The sequence below is a fragment of the Stenotrophomonas sp. 107298_Sma genome (assembly GCF_056480345.1).
In genome coordinates, this window is record NZ_CM151094.1 from 4,505,798 (window position 1) to 4,520,719 (window position 14,922).

Below are 14,922 nucleotides of genomic sequence, written 5' to 3' on the forward strand. Positions count from 1 at the left end.
GCCATGCATATCAATGATTTACGTCACGTCGTCTTCTAGAGGGGAGCAGGATGTCGCACGTCTCAACGATCACCGCCGCGCGCCGGTGGCTGCCGGTTGCCCTGGCACTGGCGCTGGCCGCCTGCTCGGGCAAGGAAGAAACCCCGGCACCCGCACCCGCCACTACGCCCGCCGCGGCTGCATCAACAGCACCGGTGGTCGCCGCCAAGGTGCAGTCGATGGGCACCGAACAGCTGCGCGAATCGGCCAGCCAGGCGCTGCGTGAGAACCGCATGTATGCGCCGGCCGGCGACAACGCCATCGAGTACTACCTGGCGCTGCGCGACAAGACGCCGGACGACGCTTCGGTGAAGAGCGCGCTGACCGATCTGCTGCCCTACACCCTGATCGCCGCCGAGCAGCACCTGGGCCGTGAGGACTACCCCGAGGCGCAGCGCCTGGTAGCGCTGATCGAAAAGGTGGACGCCTCCGCCCCCGCCCTGCCGCGCCTGAAGGAAGGCCTGGCCAAGGGCGTGGAGAACGCGGCCAAGCGCACCGAGACCGAAGCTGAAAAGGCGAAGAAGGACGCCGAAGACCGGACCAAGCAGCAGGCCGAACAGCAGCGCCTGACCGAGCAGCGCGCCAAGGAGGCCGATGCGGCCAAGCAGATCGCCGCGCAACAGGACGCCGCGCGCCGCGACAGCGAGCGTCAGGAAGCCGATCGCCAGGCCACCGCCCGCCGCGAGGCCGAGCAGAAGCAGCAGCAGGCGGCCGCCCAGCAGGCCAGTGCCGCACGCCAGGCCACGGCAGCGGCGGCACCGAGCCTGCGCCCGGTCAGTACGCCGGCACCGCGCTATCCGGCCGAGGCACTGCGCGCCGGTACCTCCGGCGAAGTGCTGGTGGAAATCACCGTCGGCACCGACGGATCAGTGATCAATGCCCGCGTGCTGCGCGCAACGCCGTCGCGCGTCTTCGACCGGGAAGCGATGAACGCAGTGAAGCGTTGGCGTTTCGAACCGGTCAGCGCACCGGTCACCACCCGCCGCACGCTGGTGTTCGCACCGGGCGGCTGAGCGGGTAACGCCGGGCCACGCCCGGCGGCAGTTGTTGCCCACAGGGCCCGGAGCGTTCCGGGCCTTGTCCGTTTCAGCAGACGCTGTCGATCAGGCGTTGCAGCGCCGGATCACGCGCAGCCAGCACCTGGAACAGGCCCAGTGCGTGCAGGCCCGGCAACAGTGCGCGCAGGTCGGCCTCGGCAGTGGTGCGAAGGGTAGGATCACTGGCCGGGTCCTGCCAGTCGCGGACGCTGGCAAGAAAGGCGCCAACACTGCCCTTGCGCACAGTGAGGCCGTTCACCTGCACGTCGTTCTGGTGATCGGGGAGGATGTCCTGTGGCTGCATGGTGTGGGTGCTCCATTGAGGGGAGCCCAGTGTCAGGCTTGCCGTTCGACTGTTCTGCCGTATAACTGCCACACGATATGGCAGAACAGACATCCTCCGCATTGATTGACCCGGCGCTGGCCGATGCCGCCGGCGGCCCGGTGTTGCTGGCGGCGCAGCTGCACCTGCCGGGTCCGCGCCGCACGGCACGCCACCAGCACGCCCGCGGGCAGCTGCTGGGTGCACATCAGGGCCTGCTGCGGATCGAGGTCGGCGACCTGCACTGGCTGCTGCCGGCGGGTCATGTCGCCTGGATACCGCCTTCGCTGCCCCACGCACTGGCCAGCACCAGTGCGTTCGACGGCTGGAGCCTGTACTTCAGCGCGCAGGCCTGTGCCGACCTGCCTGCAGCTCCTCGCATCTTCCAGCCAGTGCCGCTGCTGCAGGCCGCAGTGATCCGGGCGTTGCAGTGGCCGCATGTTCCGCTGGATGCCACACAGGCGCGACTGGCCGGGGTGATCGCCGATGAGATCGCCGCCAGCTCGCCATTGCCGCTGGCCCTGCCGCAACCGCGCGACCGTCGCCTGCGCCGGATCGCTGCCGCACTTGCACGTTCACCGGACGACCTTCGCAGCGTCGAGGACTGGGCGGCCGCGATTGGACTGTCCAGCCGCAGTCTGGCGCGCCATTGGCTGGCCGAGACCCACATGACGCTGAGCCAATGGCGGCAACGCCTGCGGGTGCTGCTGGCACTGCCACGCCTGCTGGCGGGAGAACCGGTGATCAGCGTCGCGCTGTCGATGGGCTACGACACACCCAGCGCCTTCATCGCCGTGTTCAAGCGCGAGATGGGGGTGACGCCTTCGCGGTATGCCGGCGGATGACGCATTCAACGCTCCCGCTGTCTGTACTCGCGACCTAAGCTGTTTTCCAAATTCAGGAGGAGAACAGATGAAGTACGACGACGCCAGCTGGCATTCCGGGGGTGACTTCCCTTCGGATCTTCCGGCCGAAGCCAGCGCCACCCACATCGGCATGTACCTGGCATGGCTGCTGTCACAGGGCATGGCAAGCGAAGAGCTCGCCGAGGACGCAGAAGAAGACCTGCAGGCGCTGCGGGAACGTAGTACGACGCCCGGCCTGTTCCTGCTTCGATGCAGCGACGGCAAATTCGTCGATGACCTGATCAGTGATGAAGCCAACACGTTCACTGCTGTGTATTACGACCTCGAGAATGGCCAGTATCTCGAAGACTATGAGGAACAGCTGGGGGCCGACGTCCTTTCGCTGTACCACGTCGCTGATACCTGGGAGAACTTTGATCGATTGGCACCGGTGATCGCCCAACGCTTCGCCGCTTGGCAGGCAACGCAATCCTGAAAACAACGAGGCCCGGAATGACCGGGCCTCGTTCCAAATCCGCCGGGCATGGCCCGGCGCTACCAGTGGGGGTCAGCCCGAGATGGCCAGACGCTCGTTGTGGTAGCGACGCACGGCAGCGAACCACAGCACCGCGGCCAGGCCAAGGCTGGCGCCCAGGTAGATCGCCCACACCGCCGGCGTGATCGTCTCGTGGCGGATCACCTTCAGCAGCATCTGGTTCTGCGACAGGAACGGCACGGCGTACTGCCACAGCTCGCTCTTCAGCGGGTACGCCACCAGTGCGTAACCGGGCATCATCGGCAGCAGCATCAGCCAGGTCATGTGGCTCTGCGCTTCCTTCATGCTCTTGGCCGCCGCCGACAGGAAGGTCAGCAGCGAGGTACCGATCATCAGCATCGGCAGCATCACCAGCAGCATCTGCAGCATCGAAGCGACGTTCATGTTGAACTGGCGGCCGATGTTGCCGGGCGCGATCTGTGCGCTCACCTTGAACGCCACCAGGGTCAGCAGCAGTGACACAAAGCCGACCACGCAGGCAGCCGCGATCTTGCCGCTGACGATCGCGCTGCGCGAGCCGGGCGTGGCCAGCAGCGGTTCCAGTGACTGCCGCTCGCGCTCGCCGGCGGTGGCATCCATCACCAGATAGGCGCCGCCGATGAACGAGGTCAGCGTGAGCAGCACCGGCAGCAGCATCGAGAGGATCATGCCGCGCTTGGCCTCGGCACTGGCCAGGTCCTGGCGTGCCACATCCAGCGGCCGCGCCACCTGCGCGTCAACGCCACGCGCCATCAACCGCAGCGCACCGACCTGGCCGTTGTAGGTGGCCAGCGCCGCTTCCAGCCGCGCACTGGGTACCTCAGCAGCACGGCGGGTACTGTCCTTGATCACTTCCACCAGCGCCGGCTTGCCGTCGGCCCAGTCCTTGCCGAAGTCATCGCTGATGCGCAGCGCCACGTCGATGTCCTGGCTGCGGATGGCCTCGGCCAGGTCCTTCGGCGCCGGTGCGGTATTGAGCCCCTGTGCGGCGAGGAAGCGCACCAGGTTCGGTGCATTCTCCGCACCGATGGTTGGAATCTGCAGCGGCTGTTCGATCTGGGTGCGTACCCGGCTCTCGGCCAGCTTGCCCATGCCCAGCAGCAGCACCGGGTACAGCAGCGGCCCGAACAGCAGGGTCAGCAGCAGCGTGCGGCGATCACGGGAAAGATCGCGCAGTTCCTTGCGCATTACCGTCATCAGGGTCGACATCATGCTCATGCGTGCAGGCCCTCTTCGCTGCCGATCAGTTTCACGAACGCGTCTTCCAGGTTGGGTTCGCCGGCCTGCGCGCGCAGTTCATCGGCGCTGCCGTCCGCCATCACCGTGCCCTTGGCGATGATCACGATGTGGTCACACAGTGCGCCCACCTCCTGCATGATGTGGCTGGACAGGATCACGCAACGGCCCTCTTCGCGCAGGCCCAGCAGGAAACGGCGCAGCGCGCGCGTGGTCATCACGTCCAGGCCGTTGGTGGGTTCATCAAGAATGACGTTGCGCGGGTCGTGCACCAGCGCGCGGGCGATCGCGGTCTTGGTGCGCTGGCCCTGCGAGAAGCCATCGGTCTGGCGATCGAGGATGTCACCCATGTCCAAGGCATGCGACAGCACTTCGATGCGTTCGCGGATGCGCTCGGCCGACAGGCCATGCAGCTCGCCGAAGTAGGCGATGTTCTCGCGCGCGGTCAGGCGCTTGTAGACACCGCGCGCATCGGGCAGGACGCCAAGGTGGCGGCGTACTTCCACCGGATTGCGCGCCGCGTCGATGCCATCGACGCTGATGCTGCCCTGATCCGGAGTCATCAGTGTGTACAGCATGCGCATGGTGGTGGTCTTGCCGGCACCATTGGGGCCGAGCAGGCCGGTGATGCGGCCATCCTCGGCACGGAAGCCGACGTTGGCGACCGCCTGGATGCGCCCGGTACGGGTGTCGAAAGCCTTGTGCAGGTTGTCGGCGACGATCATGGTTCCCATCCGTTGAACGAGGTGAACGCCGGCACGTAGCTCAGCGTGTCCAGGCAGCCGGCATCCAGCGCCTTGGCATCGGTCCTGTCGATGAACTGGCCGAGCAGGCGCGGCATGCAGCCGGCACTCAGCGTGCCGTGGCCCTGGCCACGGGCGACCAGTGCACGGCCATTCGGCAGGCCCTTGAGTACCTGCTCGGCGTAGCGCGGGGGTGTCACCGGATCCAGTTCACCGGACAGCAGCAGCGCGGGTACCTCGCTGCGCAGCGGCACGGCATTGGCGGCTGGCGCCGGCTGGTGCGGCCATACCGGGCACGCGGCGAAGAACGCGCTGGCCACCTCGTTTCCGAACAGTCGCTCCGGGTCCTCGGCAGGCGCCCTGTAGCGCGGCGCGTCCTCGCTGCAGATCACCGACCACTGCATGCCGCGGTTGATCTGGAAATCCATGCTGCGGTTCGCACCACGCGCGAGCGAGGCCAGGGGCGCGTAGCGTCCCTGCGCGGCCTCATCGAGCACCAGCGGCAACAGCGAGGCGTACTGCGGAACGTAGGAGAAAGCGAAGGCCAGACCCACCACGCTGTCCGGATTCAGCACATCCTTGCGGGTCTGATAGGTGCCAGGATCGCGGTACTCGACCGAAACCGGGGCACGGCGCAGTGTCTCGACCACGCTGCGCAGCTGCGCGCGGGTGTCGGTCGGGAAGCGCTTGCTGCAGGCGGCATCCTTGCGGCACTGCGCCGACTGCAGGGCGATCGCATCCTCGAACGTTGTGGCGAAGTCGCCACCCACCACCAGTTCATTGGGCACTACGCCATCGATGACGATGCTGCGGGTGTGCTGCGGGTAAGCGCCGGCATAGCGCTGGGCCACGCGGGTCCCGTAGGAGCCGCCAACCAGGTTGATCCGGTCCACGCCCAAGGCCTGGCGCACGGCGTCCAGGTCGGCGATGGCCTCGGTGGTGGTGTAGAAGCGTGCATCGGCACGCCCCTGCAGCGAGGCCGCGCAGCGCTGTGCGTAGTCGCGCAGCGACGCCTCTGTGGGGGCGGCGTCCTCGTCCATCTGCAGTTCCTTGCCGTCCGTGCCGTGGCAGCTGAGCGGATTGGAGCCGCCGGTGCCGCGCTGGTCGATCAGGAACACGTCACGCTGTTTGCGCACCTGGCGCAGCGCGGTATCGACGATGACGGCCACTTCGCTGGCCGCCTGGCCGGGGCCACCGGCCAGGAAGAACACCGGGTCGGGCTGGCTGGAGCCGCTGCTGCCCGATTCCAGCCAGGCGATGCGCAGGCCGATGCGTCGGCCATCGGGCTGTGCACGGTTCTCCGGCACCTGCAGGGTGGCGCACTGCGCCTCGACGTTGGCGCTGGCACCTTCGGTGGACAGCGTACAGGGCTGGAAATCGATCGTGCCGAAGCGGCGGCTTGGTGCATCGCTGGCGCCTTCGGCGCCGGGTGACGGTAACTGGCTGCAACCGGCAAGCATCAGGCTGGCCAACGCTGCGGCCAACGCGAGGTGGTGTCTTTGCATCGTGCTCGTTTCCCCTGGAGGACGTTCCTGGCAACCACGACGGGCTGCCGCGGAAGATGTGACTCAACTTACACGGGCACGGCGTCGTCGGCGATGGGCAAGGCCGAAATCGGCGCCGGAACGGCGCAGACCAGGCGATCGCGGCCCTCGGCTTTGGCCCGGTACAACGCGGCGTCAGCCGCTGCCAGCAGCGTCGACAGTTCACCTTGGCCCTCGTCCATGGCCAGGCCGATGCTGGCGGTGACCGTCACCGGCCCACCGGCCAGCAATGCAGGGTACTGCTGCAGGCGGGTGCGGATCAGCGCTGCCAACGCCACTGCGTCGCTCGACGTACCGTCGGCCAGGGCCAGCACGAATTCCTCGCCCCCATAGCGACCCAACAGGTGTGTCCGCCCCTGCGTGCTGTGCTGCAGCACCGAAGCAAAGTGACGTAGTACCTGGTCACCGGCCAGGTGGCCCCAGCGATCATTGATCCGTTTGAAGTGGTCGACGTCGACCAGCAGCAGGGCCAGCGGCCGTTGCTGCCGGCGCATCAGCTGCAGCTGTGCCTGGCCGTCGGCCAGCAGCGCGCTACGGTTGAGCAGGCCGGTCAGGCCATCAGTGCGTGCCGCATGCCGCAGATCGACCAGCATGCGTTCGACCAGCAGCAGCACCATCGCGAAACAGCGCGCCAGTTCCAGCATCACGCCGGCGATGTAGGTAACGAACATCGGCGAGCCGGTACGCATGATGTCCTCGCCGGCATCGGGTGCCACCGGCAGGAACAAGCGCACGGCGTACAGCGCAGCCTCGGCCAGGAACACCGCCGCCGCGAGCCGGCAGCTGGTGCGCTGCTGCGCCGGTGCATGTCGCAGCAGCAGCCATGCGATCCAGCCATCGACGATCAGCGCGAATACACTGAACACCTGCAGGCGCAGGTGCAGGTTCGGCCAGAGCACCAGGAAGGCGAAGATGCCTGCCATGAACGCGGCCGCGATCAGCAGCGGCCGCCACAACGGCAACGGCTGCTCCAGGTGCAGTGCCACGCCGCGCAGCATCATCAGGCCACAACCGGCCATCGCCGCATTGCCGGCCAGCACGGCCGGGGCCAGCGGCAGGTACGGCCGCAAGGCCAGCAGGGTCACGCCCACGGTCAGCAGCCACAGGCTGATGGTCCACTGGCGCAGCACCGGTTGCCCGCGCAGCACGACCAGCAGCAACGAGAACCCCACCGCAATGCCGATGCAGAGCAGGAAGCCAAGCACGGTGATGGTGGGGAAATCCAGGGACATGCGGCGCTCGTCGACCGGGGCGGCGCGCGCATCTTAGCGCCTTGTGGTGCAGTCCCCATTGGCGTTGTCCGGTCCGGGGGTGATGCGGGGTCGGAAAACGGCGAGCAGGACTGGCGACGCATGCGCAGACTCCGCAGGAAATCCAAGGAGACGTCCGTGCACACCTGGTACCTCGGTGGCCTCGACCACCGCCCCTTCCAGCACCTGTTCGAGAAAAGTGAGCGCGAACTCGCCGCGCTGGGCATCCAGCGTCGCTGGGCCGGCGAGAGCGGCGGCCATCCCTGCCGGATCAGCCTGAGCGATCCACCCAGTGGCAGCGAACTGCTGCTGTTGTCGCATGTCCATCTGCCCCTGCACTCTCCCTATCACGCCTCCGGCCCGATCTTCGTGCAGCGCGGGGTGACCCGTTGCGTGCTGCCAGCGGGCGAGGTGCCTCCCTATGTGCAACGGCGGATGATCTCGCTGCGCGCCTATGACCACGCTGCGCTGATGCTGGCTGCGCAGGTCTGCGCCGGCACCGACGTCGCCACGCAGCTGGACACCCTGTTCGCCGACCCAGCGGTGGCCTTCGTCCAGTTGCACAACGCGGCACATGGCTGCTTTTCGTGCCAGGCCGATCGGATCGACCGCGAGATTGGCCAGCACGATCTCCACGACGTGATCGATGCCACGCCTGTCGCGTGACCGCCAACGCATCCGTTCAGCCCCACGTGAAGCTGGCGGGAAGGGCTTCACACCCACAGTCACGGATCGGCGCTTCCGTGGTTCCTCAGCCCGCATCGCGACTCGATACTCGCCGTGGTGCCGCCGAAAGTCCGCCGTGCAGCGCAGCTCCTGCGGTCACCGCTCTCTTTCGACGACCACAAGGAAGCGCCATGTCATTCCGATCCACACCGCTGTTGCTGGCCACTTCATTGGCCGCCGCTGGCCTGCTGGTAGCCAGCGATGCATTTGCCCATGGCACGATGACCACGCCGATCAGCCGCGTCTATGCCTGTTTCCAGGGCAATCCGGAGAACCCGACCAACCCGGCCTGTGCCGCCGCCAAGGCCGTCGGTGGTTCGCAGGCGTTCTACGACTGGAACGGCATCAATCAGGCCAACGCCAACGGCAACCACCAGGCCGTAGTGCCCGACGGCAAGCTGTGCAGCGGCAACAACCCGACCTTCCGCGGGCTGGATGTGAACCGCAGCGACTGGCAGACCACTCCGATCCAGGCAGACGCCAACGGCAGGTTCACCTTCGTGTTCAAGGCAACCGCACCACATGCCACGCGCGACTGGCGCTTCTTCGTCACCCGCGACGGCTGGCAGCCGGGCAGCCCTCTGCGCTGGGCCGACCTGCAGGAGTTCTGCACGCTGGGCAACACGCCGCTGTCGGCCGATGGCACCTACAAGCTGCAGTGCACGCTGCCGCAGCGCAGCGGCCAGCATGTGATCTACAACACCTGGCAGCGCTCGGATTCGACCGAAGCGTTCTACACCTGCATGGACGTGCGCTTTGAAGGAAGCGGCGGCAGCACCCCGCCGGCAGCGCAGTGGCAGGACGCCGGTCCGGTCACCGCGCGCGGCGAGCTGCCGGTCGGCACCACCCTGGCGCTGCGCGTGTTCAATGCCAACGGCAATGATGTCGAACGCGTGGAAGCGATCCTGGCCAGCGGCCAGACCGCGGCCGCGCAATGGCCGTTTGCGCTGGCCCGCAAGGTCAATGCCAGTGCCCAGCATGCGCGCGTGGGCGTGCTGAACAACGGCGTGATCACGCCCTCCGCCTCGGCCACCGACAACCGCGTGTACCTGAAGAACGGCAACCGCTTCCAGCTCGACACCAAGGTGCCGGACCCGGGGACGCCGTCACCGGGTGGTGATTTCGACCACGTATACCCCGCCGGCATCGGCAGTTACGTGCCTGGCCAGACCGTGGTGAAGGGCAGCGATGGCAAGCTGTATGCCTGCCGCCCGTTCCCGGAAGGTGCATGGTGCAACGTCAATGCTGAGGCATATCGGCCTGGTGCGGGTGCCGCCTGGCGCGATGCGTGGGTGCCCTACTGAGATGTCATTCGGGGAACGGCGGAAGAACGCCGTTCCCCGAACAATGTGAGCTTCATCTCAGCAAAGTAAACGCACCTTCCCCTTTCAAACTATTCCTATAGCGACCAGGGGAACGCGTGTCGAAACTCCGCGGGGTTCCATCACCCACAGGAGATTCTCCATGCATTTGTCCCAGCGGGCCGTCCTCGCGCTATCCGTTGTCGCGGGTGTAGCCGTATCTGGCGGCGCTTTCGCACACGGCACTCTGTCCAAGCCATCCAGCCGCGTCTATTCCTGTTACCAGGGCAACCCCGAGAACCCGACCAACCCGGCCTGTGCCGCCGCCAAGGCCATCGGTGGCGCACAGCCGTTCTATGACTGGGCCGGCGTCAACCAGGCCAACGCCAACGGCAACCATCAAGCGGTTGTTCCAGATGGTGAGCTGTGCAGCGGCGGCAACAGCAAGTACCGCGGCCTCGATCTGAACCGCAGTGACTGGCCGACCTCGCCGATCCGCGCCGATTCGCGCGGGCGTTACACCTTCGAGTTCAAGGCACCGGCGCCGCATGCCACACGCGAGTGGAAGTTCTACGTCACCCGCGACGGCTGGCAGCCGGGCAGCCCGCTGCGCTGGGCGGACCTGCAGGAGTTCTGCACGCTGGGCAACGTGCCGCTTTCCGGCGACGTCTACAAGCTGGACTGCCCGCTGCCCGAGCGCAGCGGCCAGCACATCATCTACAACACCTGGCAGCGCTCGGATTCGGGCGAAGCGTTCTACACCTGCGCGGACGTGCGCTTCGAGGGGGGCGGTGGCGTGACCCCGCCGCCGCAGTGGCAGGATGCTGGTCCGGTGACCGCCCGCGGTGCGCTGGACGTTGGCACCACCGTGACCCTGCGCGTGTTCAATGCCCAGGGCAACGACCTGGAACGCCCGGAGATCACCCTGGCAGCCGGACAGACCGCTGCGAACCAGTGGCCGCTGGCGCTGGCCCGCAAGGTCAATGGCAGCGCCCAACAGGCACGCGTGGGCGTGATGAAGGATGGCGTGATCACGCCCGTCGCCTCGGCCACCGAGAACCGTGTCTATCTGAGGCCGGGCAACCTGTTCCAGCTCGATACCCGCTTGCCGGGTCCGGTCGATCCGCCGCCGGGTGACGACTACGACTTCGTGTATCCGGCCGGTATCGGCAGCTACAAGCCGGGCGAGACCGTGGTCAAGGGCACCGACGGCAAGCTGTACGCCTGCCGCCCGTTCCCGGAAGGCGCCTGGTGCAACATCAACGCCGATGCCTACCGCCCGGGCACCGGCTATGCCTGGCGTGACGCCTGGATCGCGTACTGAGGCACGGCACCGGGGGCGGCGTGACGCCGCCTTCGGTTCGTGGGACTGCCGGCCAGCGGCCGGCACTACCCGGGATTATTTACTGCTGAAGGACTAAATAACAACGGAAAACTTATTTAAAGCATATAAATCAATTACTTATGCTTGAAATAAGACTTTCGACTTATGTGAGCCTTGTCAATTGATCCTCGAGACTCGCACTGCCTTTAGAGCCTTGCAGATCAGATCAGACACCTCAGCTGGAGAGACACCCAGCGCAGATGCCATTTGGCAGAATTCGAGAACGTCTAGACGACGTGATCCAGACTCTATTGAAGAAATGCGCTGTTGGGGCCACCCCAGATGGGCAGCAAGCTGAGTCTGACTGATGCCCAAGATCTCCCGATGCTCCCGAAGCTTTCCGACCAAACGGAGGTACGGGTTCTGATAGATCGTCTTCGTAGCCATCCGGTCCGCCTCAAGGAGCGGATGGAAATCTATGACCGGGGCACGGCATACATGAAAATCATGTAGACGACATCGTGCCGCCTTGGTAGCATCCGGACTGGTTAATTTGCCGGGGATCGAGTGATCTATGGCCGTAGCCAACAGACCCTCCTTCCTTCGTGGCCCGAGCTCGACTCACTTGTCGTATCGCTTGGTCCTTTCTACACCTGCGCCTGGTGTGCGCTTGAACGCTCCACTTCCGTTAGCGCGCCCGTTTCCTCAGACCCTGCTGTCGCCCAGCAACTCCTGCAATTCCTAAAAAGCGCAGGTGTTGTGACCGGTTCCAGTTCAGGCAACGGAGCCGTTAAGCGCTCTCTCTACGAACCGGTCAGTTGGTCCTACGTCGATGACCTGATTCTTCCTGATGACCTTGATGCAGCGCTCAAGGGGATGCTTGATGCTTGGCGCCCGACGCTTGATAAACACGCAAGACTTTGGATCTGGCGCCAGCTAGCGGATCGAGAGGCAAGCGCCTATCTCACATCATTGCTGCGCCGTCACCGTATCGGAGTGCACCGCGTAGATGAAATCCTGAGAAGTCAGGATGAGGAGTGGACTCGTCTGAGCCTGGGGCGGAAACGATACGTGCTCTGGTCATCTGTAAGGGGAGCAGCGAGCCAGTTCCTTAGTAGCGGTGGCAACGAGGACGCCGCACTAGAAGTGCTTTCCCGAGAGATGCGAAGGAGGACGCGCTGGCTGGTAGTAAAGGCGGCCGCGGGTGAACTTCGAAGAACCGACTATTGCTTCCTTCCTGACACAGGTTGGCGACGACCACTGATGATCGATGTAGCGCTGGAAAGCATACTGAAGATAGGCGATGACTACTGGCTTGCAGCTCCATCCTTGGGCGAAATCTAGTCAAAACAGAGGCCCTCGATTACCCACTTCCCTGGCTCAGCTGAACCAAGAATCACGAGACTTGATAGATGCGTCCAATCATTCTTGCACTGGACCTTGAGGGAACACTTATCTCCAATGCCGTCAGTCAAATACCCCGACCCGGCCTGATGGAGTTCCTAAACTATGCCAGCAGCACCTTCAATCGGATCGTCATGTTCACCTCTGTACCCCAAAAGGTTGTTGCAGAGATTACATCCCTCTTGGTGCTGGAGGGACGCGCTCCCGAATGGTCTCAACATCTCCCATACATCGAATGGGACGGTCCGACGAAGGACCTTCGATTCGTTTCGGCAGAACTTGGCGAGGCACTGTTGCTGGATGATCACGGGGCCTACGTGCATCCCGGCCAACACTTCCTCTGGATTGAAGCCCCTCTCTTCGCTGCACCATATTCTGATGGAGACGAGGGGCTGCAGCTGGTGATCCAGCGTCTTGAGGAGCGCCTCAATCCAGGCAGCACAAAGCCCAAGGCGCGGCCTTAGTGGATGGAGTGTGCCGTGGATGCAATCTTCGGACGCCGCAGTGAGACACCGCCAGCCCCCAATACTCGAGGATTCTGTGCACAGAACTAGCTTGTCTCATCCGTTGCAGATTGCGGGACTTTCCGTCGGTGCCAACGGAGGAACCATAGGCGTTACCTTTGCCCCCGGTAAGCATCAGAAAGTTGCAATGACGGGCTCGTGGTGTAGAGATCTCGAGCTCGATCTAGCGTCCGTCTCAGCTTGGGGATGTCGCCATCTGCTTTCCTTGATTGAACCGTGGGAGTTCGACGATCTCGGGATAGGGTCGCTACCCGAACGCGCGCGCGCTCATGGCCTGCACTGGCATGGTCTTCCGATTCGTGATGGAGAAGCGCCGGATCCTCAGTTCTTGGACGAGTGGACACGACTAGGCCCCGTCCTCACTGACGATTTGCTCCGCGGTGACAAAGTAGTCGTTCATTGCAAAGGAGGGCTTGGCAGAGCGGGCACCGTGGCTTCGATGCTACTGCTCGAGAGCAGATCATGCCTAAGCGCTGAAGAAGCTATGGCCAGAGTTCGGAGTGCTCGTCCCGGAGCCGTGGAAACGGCGGAGCAAGAGCGCTTCCTTCTTCACTGGGCTTCTCGGATGCTCTAGAACCGTGTGCGCTGAAGCATCCGTTCTGAACTCTTGACACGGCACTAATCACGTCCAGACCTGTGAACCTCCCAGTGCCGGATCAGCTTCGCCCCGGTGCTCATCGGTGAATCTGAGAACCCGCGGGGAGGTCAGCAATCAGAGGTTTGAGGGGATCTCCCCACGGCAGGCGTATAAGTAGGGAAGGATGAGGAGATCTCCACATGAATGATCTAGACGATTGGCTGTCCAGAGCCTCGGCAGCTACAAGGCCAGACGGCCATGATCGGGCCACCGATAGCCTGGTCCGACGCCTGTCCCAGGAAGCTTCCCCTTCGCAATGGGCCGGTAAGCGAGAGTTCCGCCGGGCACTCGCATGCGCGGCGCTCGCGGCGGTGCTTACCTGCGGAGGAGTAGGCTCCGCCTTCTTTGTCACCCAGGCACCCTCGCGCCCGACATGGGTCGCGGCCCCAGCTTCCATGTCCCCATACGCTCTACTGGTGGAACGCTGATGGCAATCGGACCCCTCATGAGGCTGCCGCTGGCAACAATCGCTGGCGCCATCATTGGCGTAGTGTGCGCGCTGGCTATCGGCTGGATCTGGCACTCGCTCAATCCTGGGCACAGCGATCTCCATGAACGCCTTCACGCCGTGGTGCCTCTGGACGACTCGGAGAAGCAGATCCTCCAGGCCAAGGAACAGCTGTTCGCAACAAGGCGAGGTGAGATCGAAGCGCGCCTGCGGATTGCCAACCGCCAGCTGGCGGACGCCATCGCGGCTGACCCCAAATGGAACCCCCAGGTGGAACGTGCAAGTCGTGAGGTGGAGCGGGCTGCGGGCGATCTCCAGCGCATCACGCTCGAGCATGTGTTCGAGATGCGCGAGGGCTTGAAACCCGAGCACCGGCCGGCCTACGACAAGGCACTCCTTGAAGCACTTCGCACCGACTCTCCCTGAGCCCCACAAACGTTGTGACCATCGAGGACGACAACAACTGGGCAGTTGAAGCTGCGGCGGGTGATGCTGAGGCCTTCGCTCGCCTGGTCCGCCGTCACTCGCCAGCAATCAAGCAGATGGTTCGAGGCATGGGTCTGCCCGAAACCGACGTCGATGATGTCGTGCAGGAGACATTCGTTGCCGCTTGGCGAGGCCTGTCAGAGTACGATCCGACGCGCTCGGTACTTCCTTGGCTGATGCGTATTGGAATCAACAAGGTTCGTGATACGCAACGGTTTCGACGCGTCCGCCACTTCCTGTTTCGGGCCAAGCCTTTGGATGATGAGGAAGGACGCGCCCTGCATTCCGAGCAGGCCGGGCCAGAGCAGGTTGCCGGTTCTCAGCTTGAGCTCGCAGAAGTAAGAAGGGTTCTCAACACGATCGACCCGAGCCTGCGTGAAGCTCTGGTTCTGACTGCCTTCGTCGGCCTTTCCCAGGTTGAAGCAGCTTCCGCCCTGGGTATCAGTCTCAAAACGATAGAGGGTCGCGTCCTGAGAGCGCGGGCCAAACTGACAGATGCACTGAGCCGCGGGAAATAAATT

18 protein-coding genes are annotated in these 14,922 nt (G+C 64.5%); 12 read left to right on the forward strand and 6 right to left on the reverse strand.

Features of this window, described 5'->3' with window-relative positions; all coding sequences use genetic code 11:
* Positions 1-50: 50 nt before the first annotated feature.
* A complete protein-coding gene (locus ACZK2G_RS20815; protein ID WP_478474270.1) occupies positions 51-1,052 on the forward strand; it encodes an energy transducer TonB in 1,002 nt (333 codons plus the stop codon).
* A 73-nt stretch (positions 1,053-1,125) separates the two neighbouring features.
* Here ACZK2G_RS20815 and ACZK2G_RS20820 read toward each other — a convergent pair whose 3' ends face one another.
* Positions 1,126-1,380, reverse strand: coding sequence for a hypothetical protein (locus ACZK2G_RS20820; protein ID WP_012512430.1), 255 nt, complete (start codon positions 1,378-1,380; stop codon positions 1,126-1,128).
* A gap of 77 nt (positions 1,381-1,457) precedes the next feature.
* Between ACZK2G_RS20820 and ACZK2G_RS20825 the strand changes: the two genes are divergently transcribed.
* Together ACZK2G_RS20825 and ACZK2G_RS20830 are read left to right on the forward strand one after the other, a co-directional pair.
* Complete coding sequence (locus ACZK2G_RS20825) at positions 1,458-2,243, forward strand: AraC family transcriptional regulator (protein WP_478474271.1); 786 nt, start codon at positions 1,458-1,460, stop codon at positions 2,241-2,243.
* A gap of 67 nt (positions 2,244-2,310) precedes the next feature.
* Positions 2,311-2,739, forward strand: a complete 429-nt coding sequence (locus ACZK2G_RS20830; protein WP_136639222.1) for a DUF7832 domain-containing protein — start codon at positions 2,311-2,313, stop codon at positions 2,737-2,739.
* A gap of 72 nt (positions 2,740-2,811) precedes the next feature.
* Here ACZK2G_RS20830 and ACZK2G_RS20835 read toward each other — a convergent pair whose 3' ends face one another.
* The 4 genes from ACZK2G_RS20835 to ACZK2G_RS20850 all read right to left on the reverse strand — a co-directional run bounded on the left by ACZK2G_RS20835 (position 2,812) and on the right by ACZK2G_RS20850 (position 7,533).
* Positions 2,812-3,996 carry an ABC transporter permease gene (locus ACZK2G_RS20835; protein WP_136639223.1) on the reverse strand — a complete coding sequence of 395 codons (1,185 nt, stop codon included), beginning with the start codon at positions 3,994-3,996 and terminating at the stop codon, positions 2,812-2,814.
* Positions 3,993-4,739, reverse strand: a complete 747-nt coding sequence (locus ACZK2G_RS20840; protein WP_136639224.1) for an ABC transporter ATP-binding protein — start codon at positions 4,737-4,739, stop codon at positions 3,993-3,995. The genes ACZK2G_RS20835 and ACZK2G_RS20840 overlap by 4 nt, the downstream gene beginning before the upstream one ends.
* Positions 4,736-6,262 carry an alpha/beta fold hydrolase gene (locus tag ACZK2G_RS20845; RefSeq protein ID WP_295381102.1) on the reverse strand — a complete coding sequence of 509 codons (1,527 nt, stop codon included), beginning with the start codon at positions 6,260-6,262 and terminating at the stop codon, positions 4,736-4,738. The genes ACZK2G_RS20840 and ACZK2G_RS20845 overlap by 4 nt, the downstream gene beginning before the upstream one ends.
* Positions 6,263-6,330: 68 nt before the next feature.
* Positions 6,331-7,533 (reverse strand): GGDEF domain-containing protein, encoded by a 1,203-nt coding sequence (locus ACZK2G_RS20850; protein WP_478474272.1) that lies wholly within the window; start codon positions 7,531-7,533, stop codon positions 6,331-6,333.
* A gap of 156 nt (positions 7,534-7,689) precedes the next feature.
* On the opposite strand from ACZK2G_RS20850, the gene ACZK2G_RS20855 reads away from it, so the two are divergent.
* The 3 genes from ACZK2G_RS20855 to ACZK2G_RS20865 all read left to right on the forward strand — a co-directional run bounded on the left by ACZK2G_RS20855 (position 7,690) and on the right by ACZK2G_RS20865 (position 10,902).
* Entirely contained in the window at positions 7,690-8,217 is a 528-nt protein-coding gene (locus tag ACZK2G_RS20855; RefSeq protein ID WP_136639227.1) for a DUF1203 domain-containing protein, read from the forward strand.
* Between the two features lie 191 nt (positions 8,218-8,408).
* A complete protein-coding gene (locus tag ACZK2G_RS20860; protein ID WP_478474273.1) occupies positions 8,409-9,581 on the forward strand; it encodes a lytic polysaccharide monooxygenase in 1,173 nt (390 codons plus the stop codon).
* A gap of 160 nt (positions 9,582-9,741) precedes the next feature.
* The gene (locus ACZK2G_RS20865; protein WP_478474274.1) at positions 9,742-10,902 is read left to right on the forward strand and encodes a lytic polysaccharide monooxygenase; all 1,161 of its coding nucleotides are present in this window, start codon (positions 9,742-9,744) and stop codon (positions 10,900-10,902) included.
* Between the two features lie 177 nt (positions 10,903-11,079).
* Here the strand turns inward: ACZK2G_RS20865 and ACZK2G_RS20870 are convergent, their stop codons facing one another.
* Positions 11,080-11,349, reverse strand: a complete 270-nt coding sequence (locus ACZK2G_RS20870) for a helix-turn-helix domain-containing protein (protein WP_075075810.1) — start codon at positions 11,347-11,349, stop codon at positions 11,080-11,082.
* Between the two features lie 120 nt (positions 11,350-11,469).
* On the opposite strand from ACZK2G_RS20870, the gene ACZK2G_RS20875 reads away from it, so the two are divergent.
* The 6 genes from ACZK2G_RS20875 to ACZK2G_RS20900 all read left to right on the forward strand — a co-directional run bounded on the left by ACZK2G_RS20875 (position 11,470) and on the right by ACZK2G_RS20900 (position 14,919).
* Positions 11,470-12,246 carry a hypothetical protein gene (locus ACZK2G_RS20875; protein WP_125899104.1) on the forward strand — a complete coding sequence of 259 codons (777 nt, stop codon included), beginning with the start codon at positions 11,470-11,472 and terminating at the stop codon, positions 12,244-12,246.
* Between the two features lie 68 nt (positions 12,247-12,314).
* Positions 12,315-12,770 carry an NIF family HAD-type phosphatase gene (locus tag ACZK2G_RS20880; protein ID WP_032961321.1) on the forward strand — a complete coding sequence of 152 codons (456 nt, stop codon included), beginning with the start codon at positions 12,315-12,317 and terminating at the stop codon, positions 12,768-12,770.
* A 187-nt stretch (positions 12,771-12,957) separates the two neighbouring features.
* Positions 12,958-13,404 carry a cyclin-dependent kinase inhibitor 3 family protein gene (locus tag ACZK2G_RS20885; RefSeq protein WP_226053690.1) on the forward strand — a complete coding sequence of 149 codons (447 nt, stop codon included), beginning with the start codon at positions 12,958-12,960 and terminating at the stop codon, positions 13,402-13,404.
* 203 nt (positions 13,405-13,607) lie between these two features.
* Positions 13,608-13,895, forward strand: a complete 288-nt coding sequence (locus ACZK2G_RS20890) for a CnrY/NccY family anti-sigma factor (RefSeq protein WP_133308083.1) — start codon at positions 13,608-13,610, stop codon at positions 13,893-13,895.
* Between the two features lie 17 nt (positions 13,896-13,912).
* Complete coding sequence (locus ACZK2G_RS20895) at positions 13,913-14,341, forward strand: periplasmic heavy metal sensor (RefSeq protein ID WP_087786541.1); 429 nt, start codon at positions 13,913-13,915, stop codon at positions 14,339-14,341.
* A gap of 14 nt (positions 14,342-14,355) precedes the next feature.
* The gene (locus ACZK2G_RS20900) at positions 14,356-14,919 is read left to right on the forward strand and encodes an RNA polymerase sigma factor (RefSeq protein ID WP_049400889.1); all 564 of its coding nucleotides are present in this window, start codon (positions 14,356-14,358) and stop codon (positions 14,917-14,919) included.
* Positions 14,920-14,922: the final 3 nt, after the last annotated feature.

Coding starts and splice junctions, on each gene's coding strand:
- ACZK2G_RS20815 (WP_478474270.1), top strand. CDS start 51: ATGTCGCACGTCTCAACGATCACCGCCGCGCGCCGGTGGCTGCCGGTT.
- ACZK2G_RS20820 (WP_012512430.1), bottom strand. CDS start 1,380: ATGCAGCCACAGGACATCCTCCCCGATCACCAGAACGACGTGCAGGTG.
- ACZK2G_RS20825 (WP_478474271.1), top strand. CDS start 1,458: ATGGCAGAACAGACATCCTCCGCATTGATTGACCCGGCGCTGGCCGAT.
- ACZK2G_RS20830 (WP_136639222.1), top strand. CDS start 2,311: ATGAAGTACGACGACGCCAGCTGGCATTCCGGGGGTGACTTCCCTTCG.
- ACZK2G_RS20835 (WP_136639223.1), bottom strand. CDS start 3,996: ATGAGCATGATGTCGACCCTGATGACGGTAATGCGCAAGGAACTGCGC.
- ACZK2G_RS20840 (WP_136639224.1), bottom strand. CDS start 4,739: ATGATCGTCGCCGACAACCTGCACAAGGCTTTCGACACCCGTACCGGG.
- ACZK2G_RS20845 (WP_295381102.1), bottom strand. CDS start 6,262: ATGCAAAGACACCACCTCGCGTTGGCCGCAGCGTTGGCCAGCCTGATG.
- ACZK2G_RS20850 (WP_478474272.1), bottom strand. CDS start 7,533: ATGTCCCTGGATTTCCCCACCATCACCGTGCTTGGCTTCCTGCTCTGC.
- ACZK2G_RS20860 (WP_478474273.1), top strand. CDS start 8,409: ATGTCATTCCGATCCACACCGCTGTTGCTGGCCACTTCATTGGCCGCC.
- ACZK2G_RS20865 (WP_478474274.1), top strand. CDS start 9,742: ATGCATTTGTCCCAGCGGGCCGTCCTCGCGCTATCCGTTGTCGCGGGT.
- ACZK2G_RS20870 (WP_075075810.1), bottom strand. CDS start 11,349: ATGGCTACGAAGACGATCTATCAGAACCCGTACCTCCGTTTGGTCGGA.
- ACZK2G_RS20880 (WP_032961321.1), top strand. CDS start 12,315: ATGCGTCCAATCATTCTTGCACTGGACCTTGAGGGAACACTTATCTCC.
- ACZK2G_RS20885 (WP_226053690.1), top strand. CDS start 12,958: ATGACGGGCTCGTGGTGTAGAGATCTCGAGCTCGATCTAGCGTCCGTC.
- ACZK2G_RS20890 (WP_133308083.1), top strand. CDS start 13,608: ATGAATGATCTAGACGATTGGCTGTCCAGAGCCTCGGCAGCTACAAGG.
- ACZK2G_RS20895 (WP_087786541.1), top strand. CDS start 13,913: ATGAGGCTGCCGCTGGCAACAATCGCTGGCGCCATCATTGGCGTAGTG.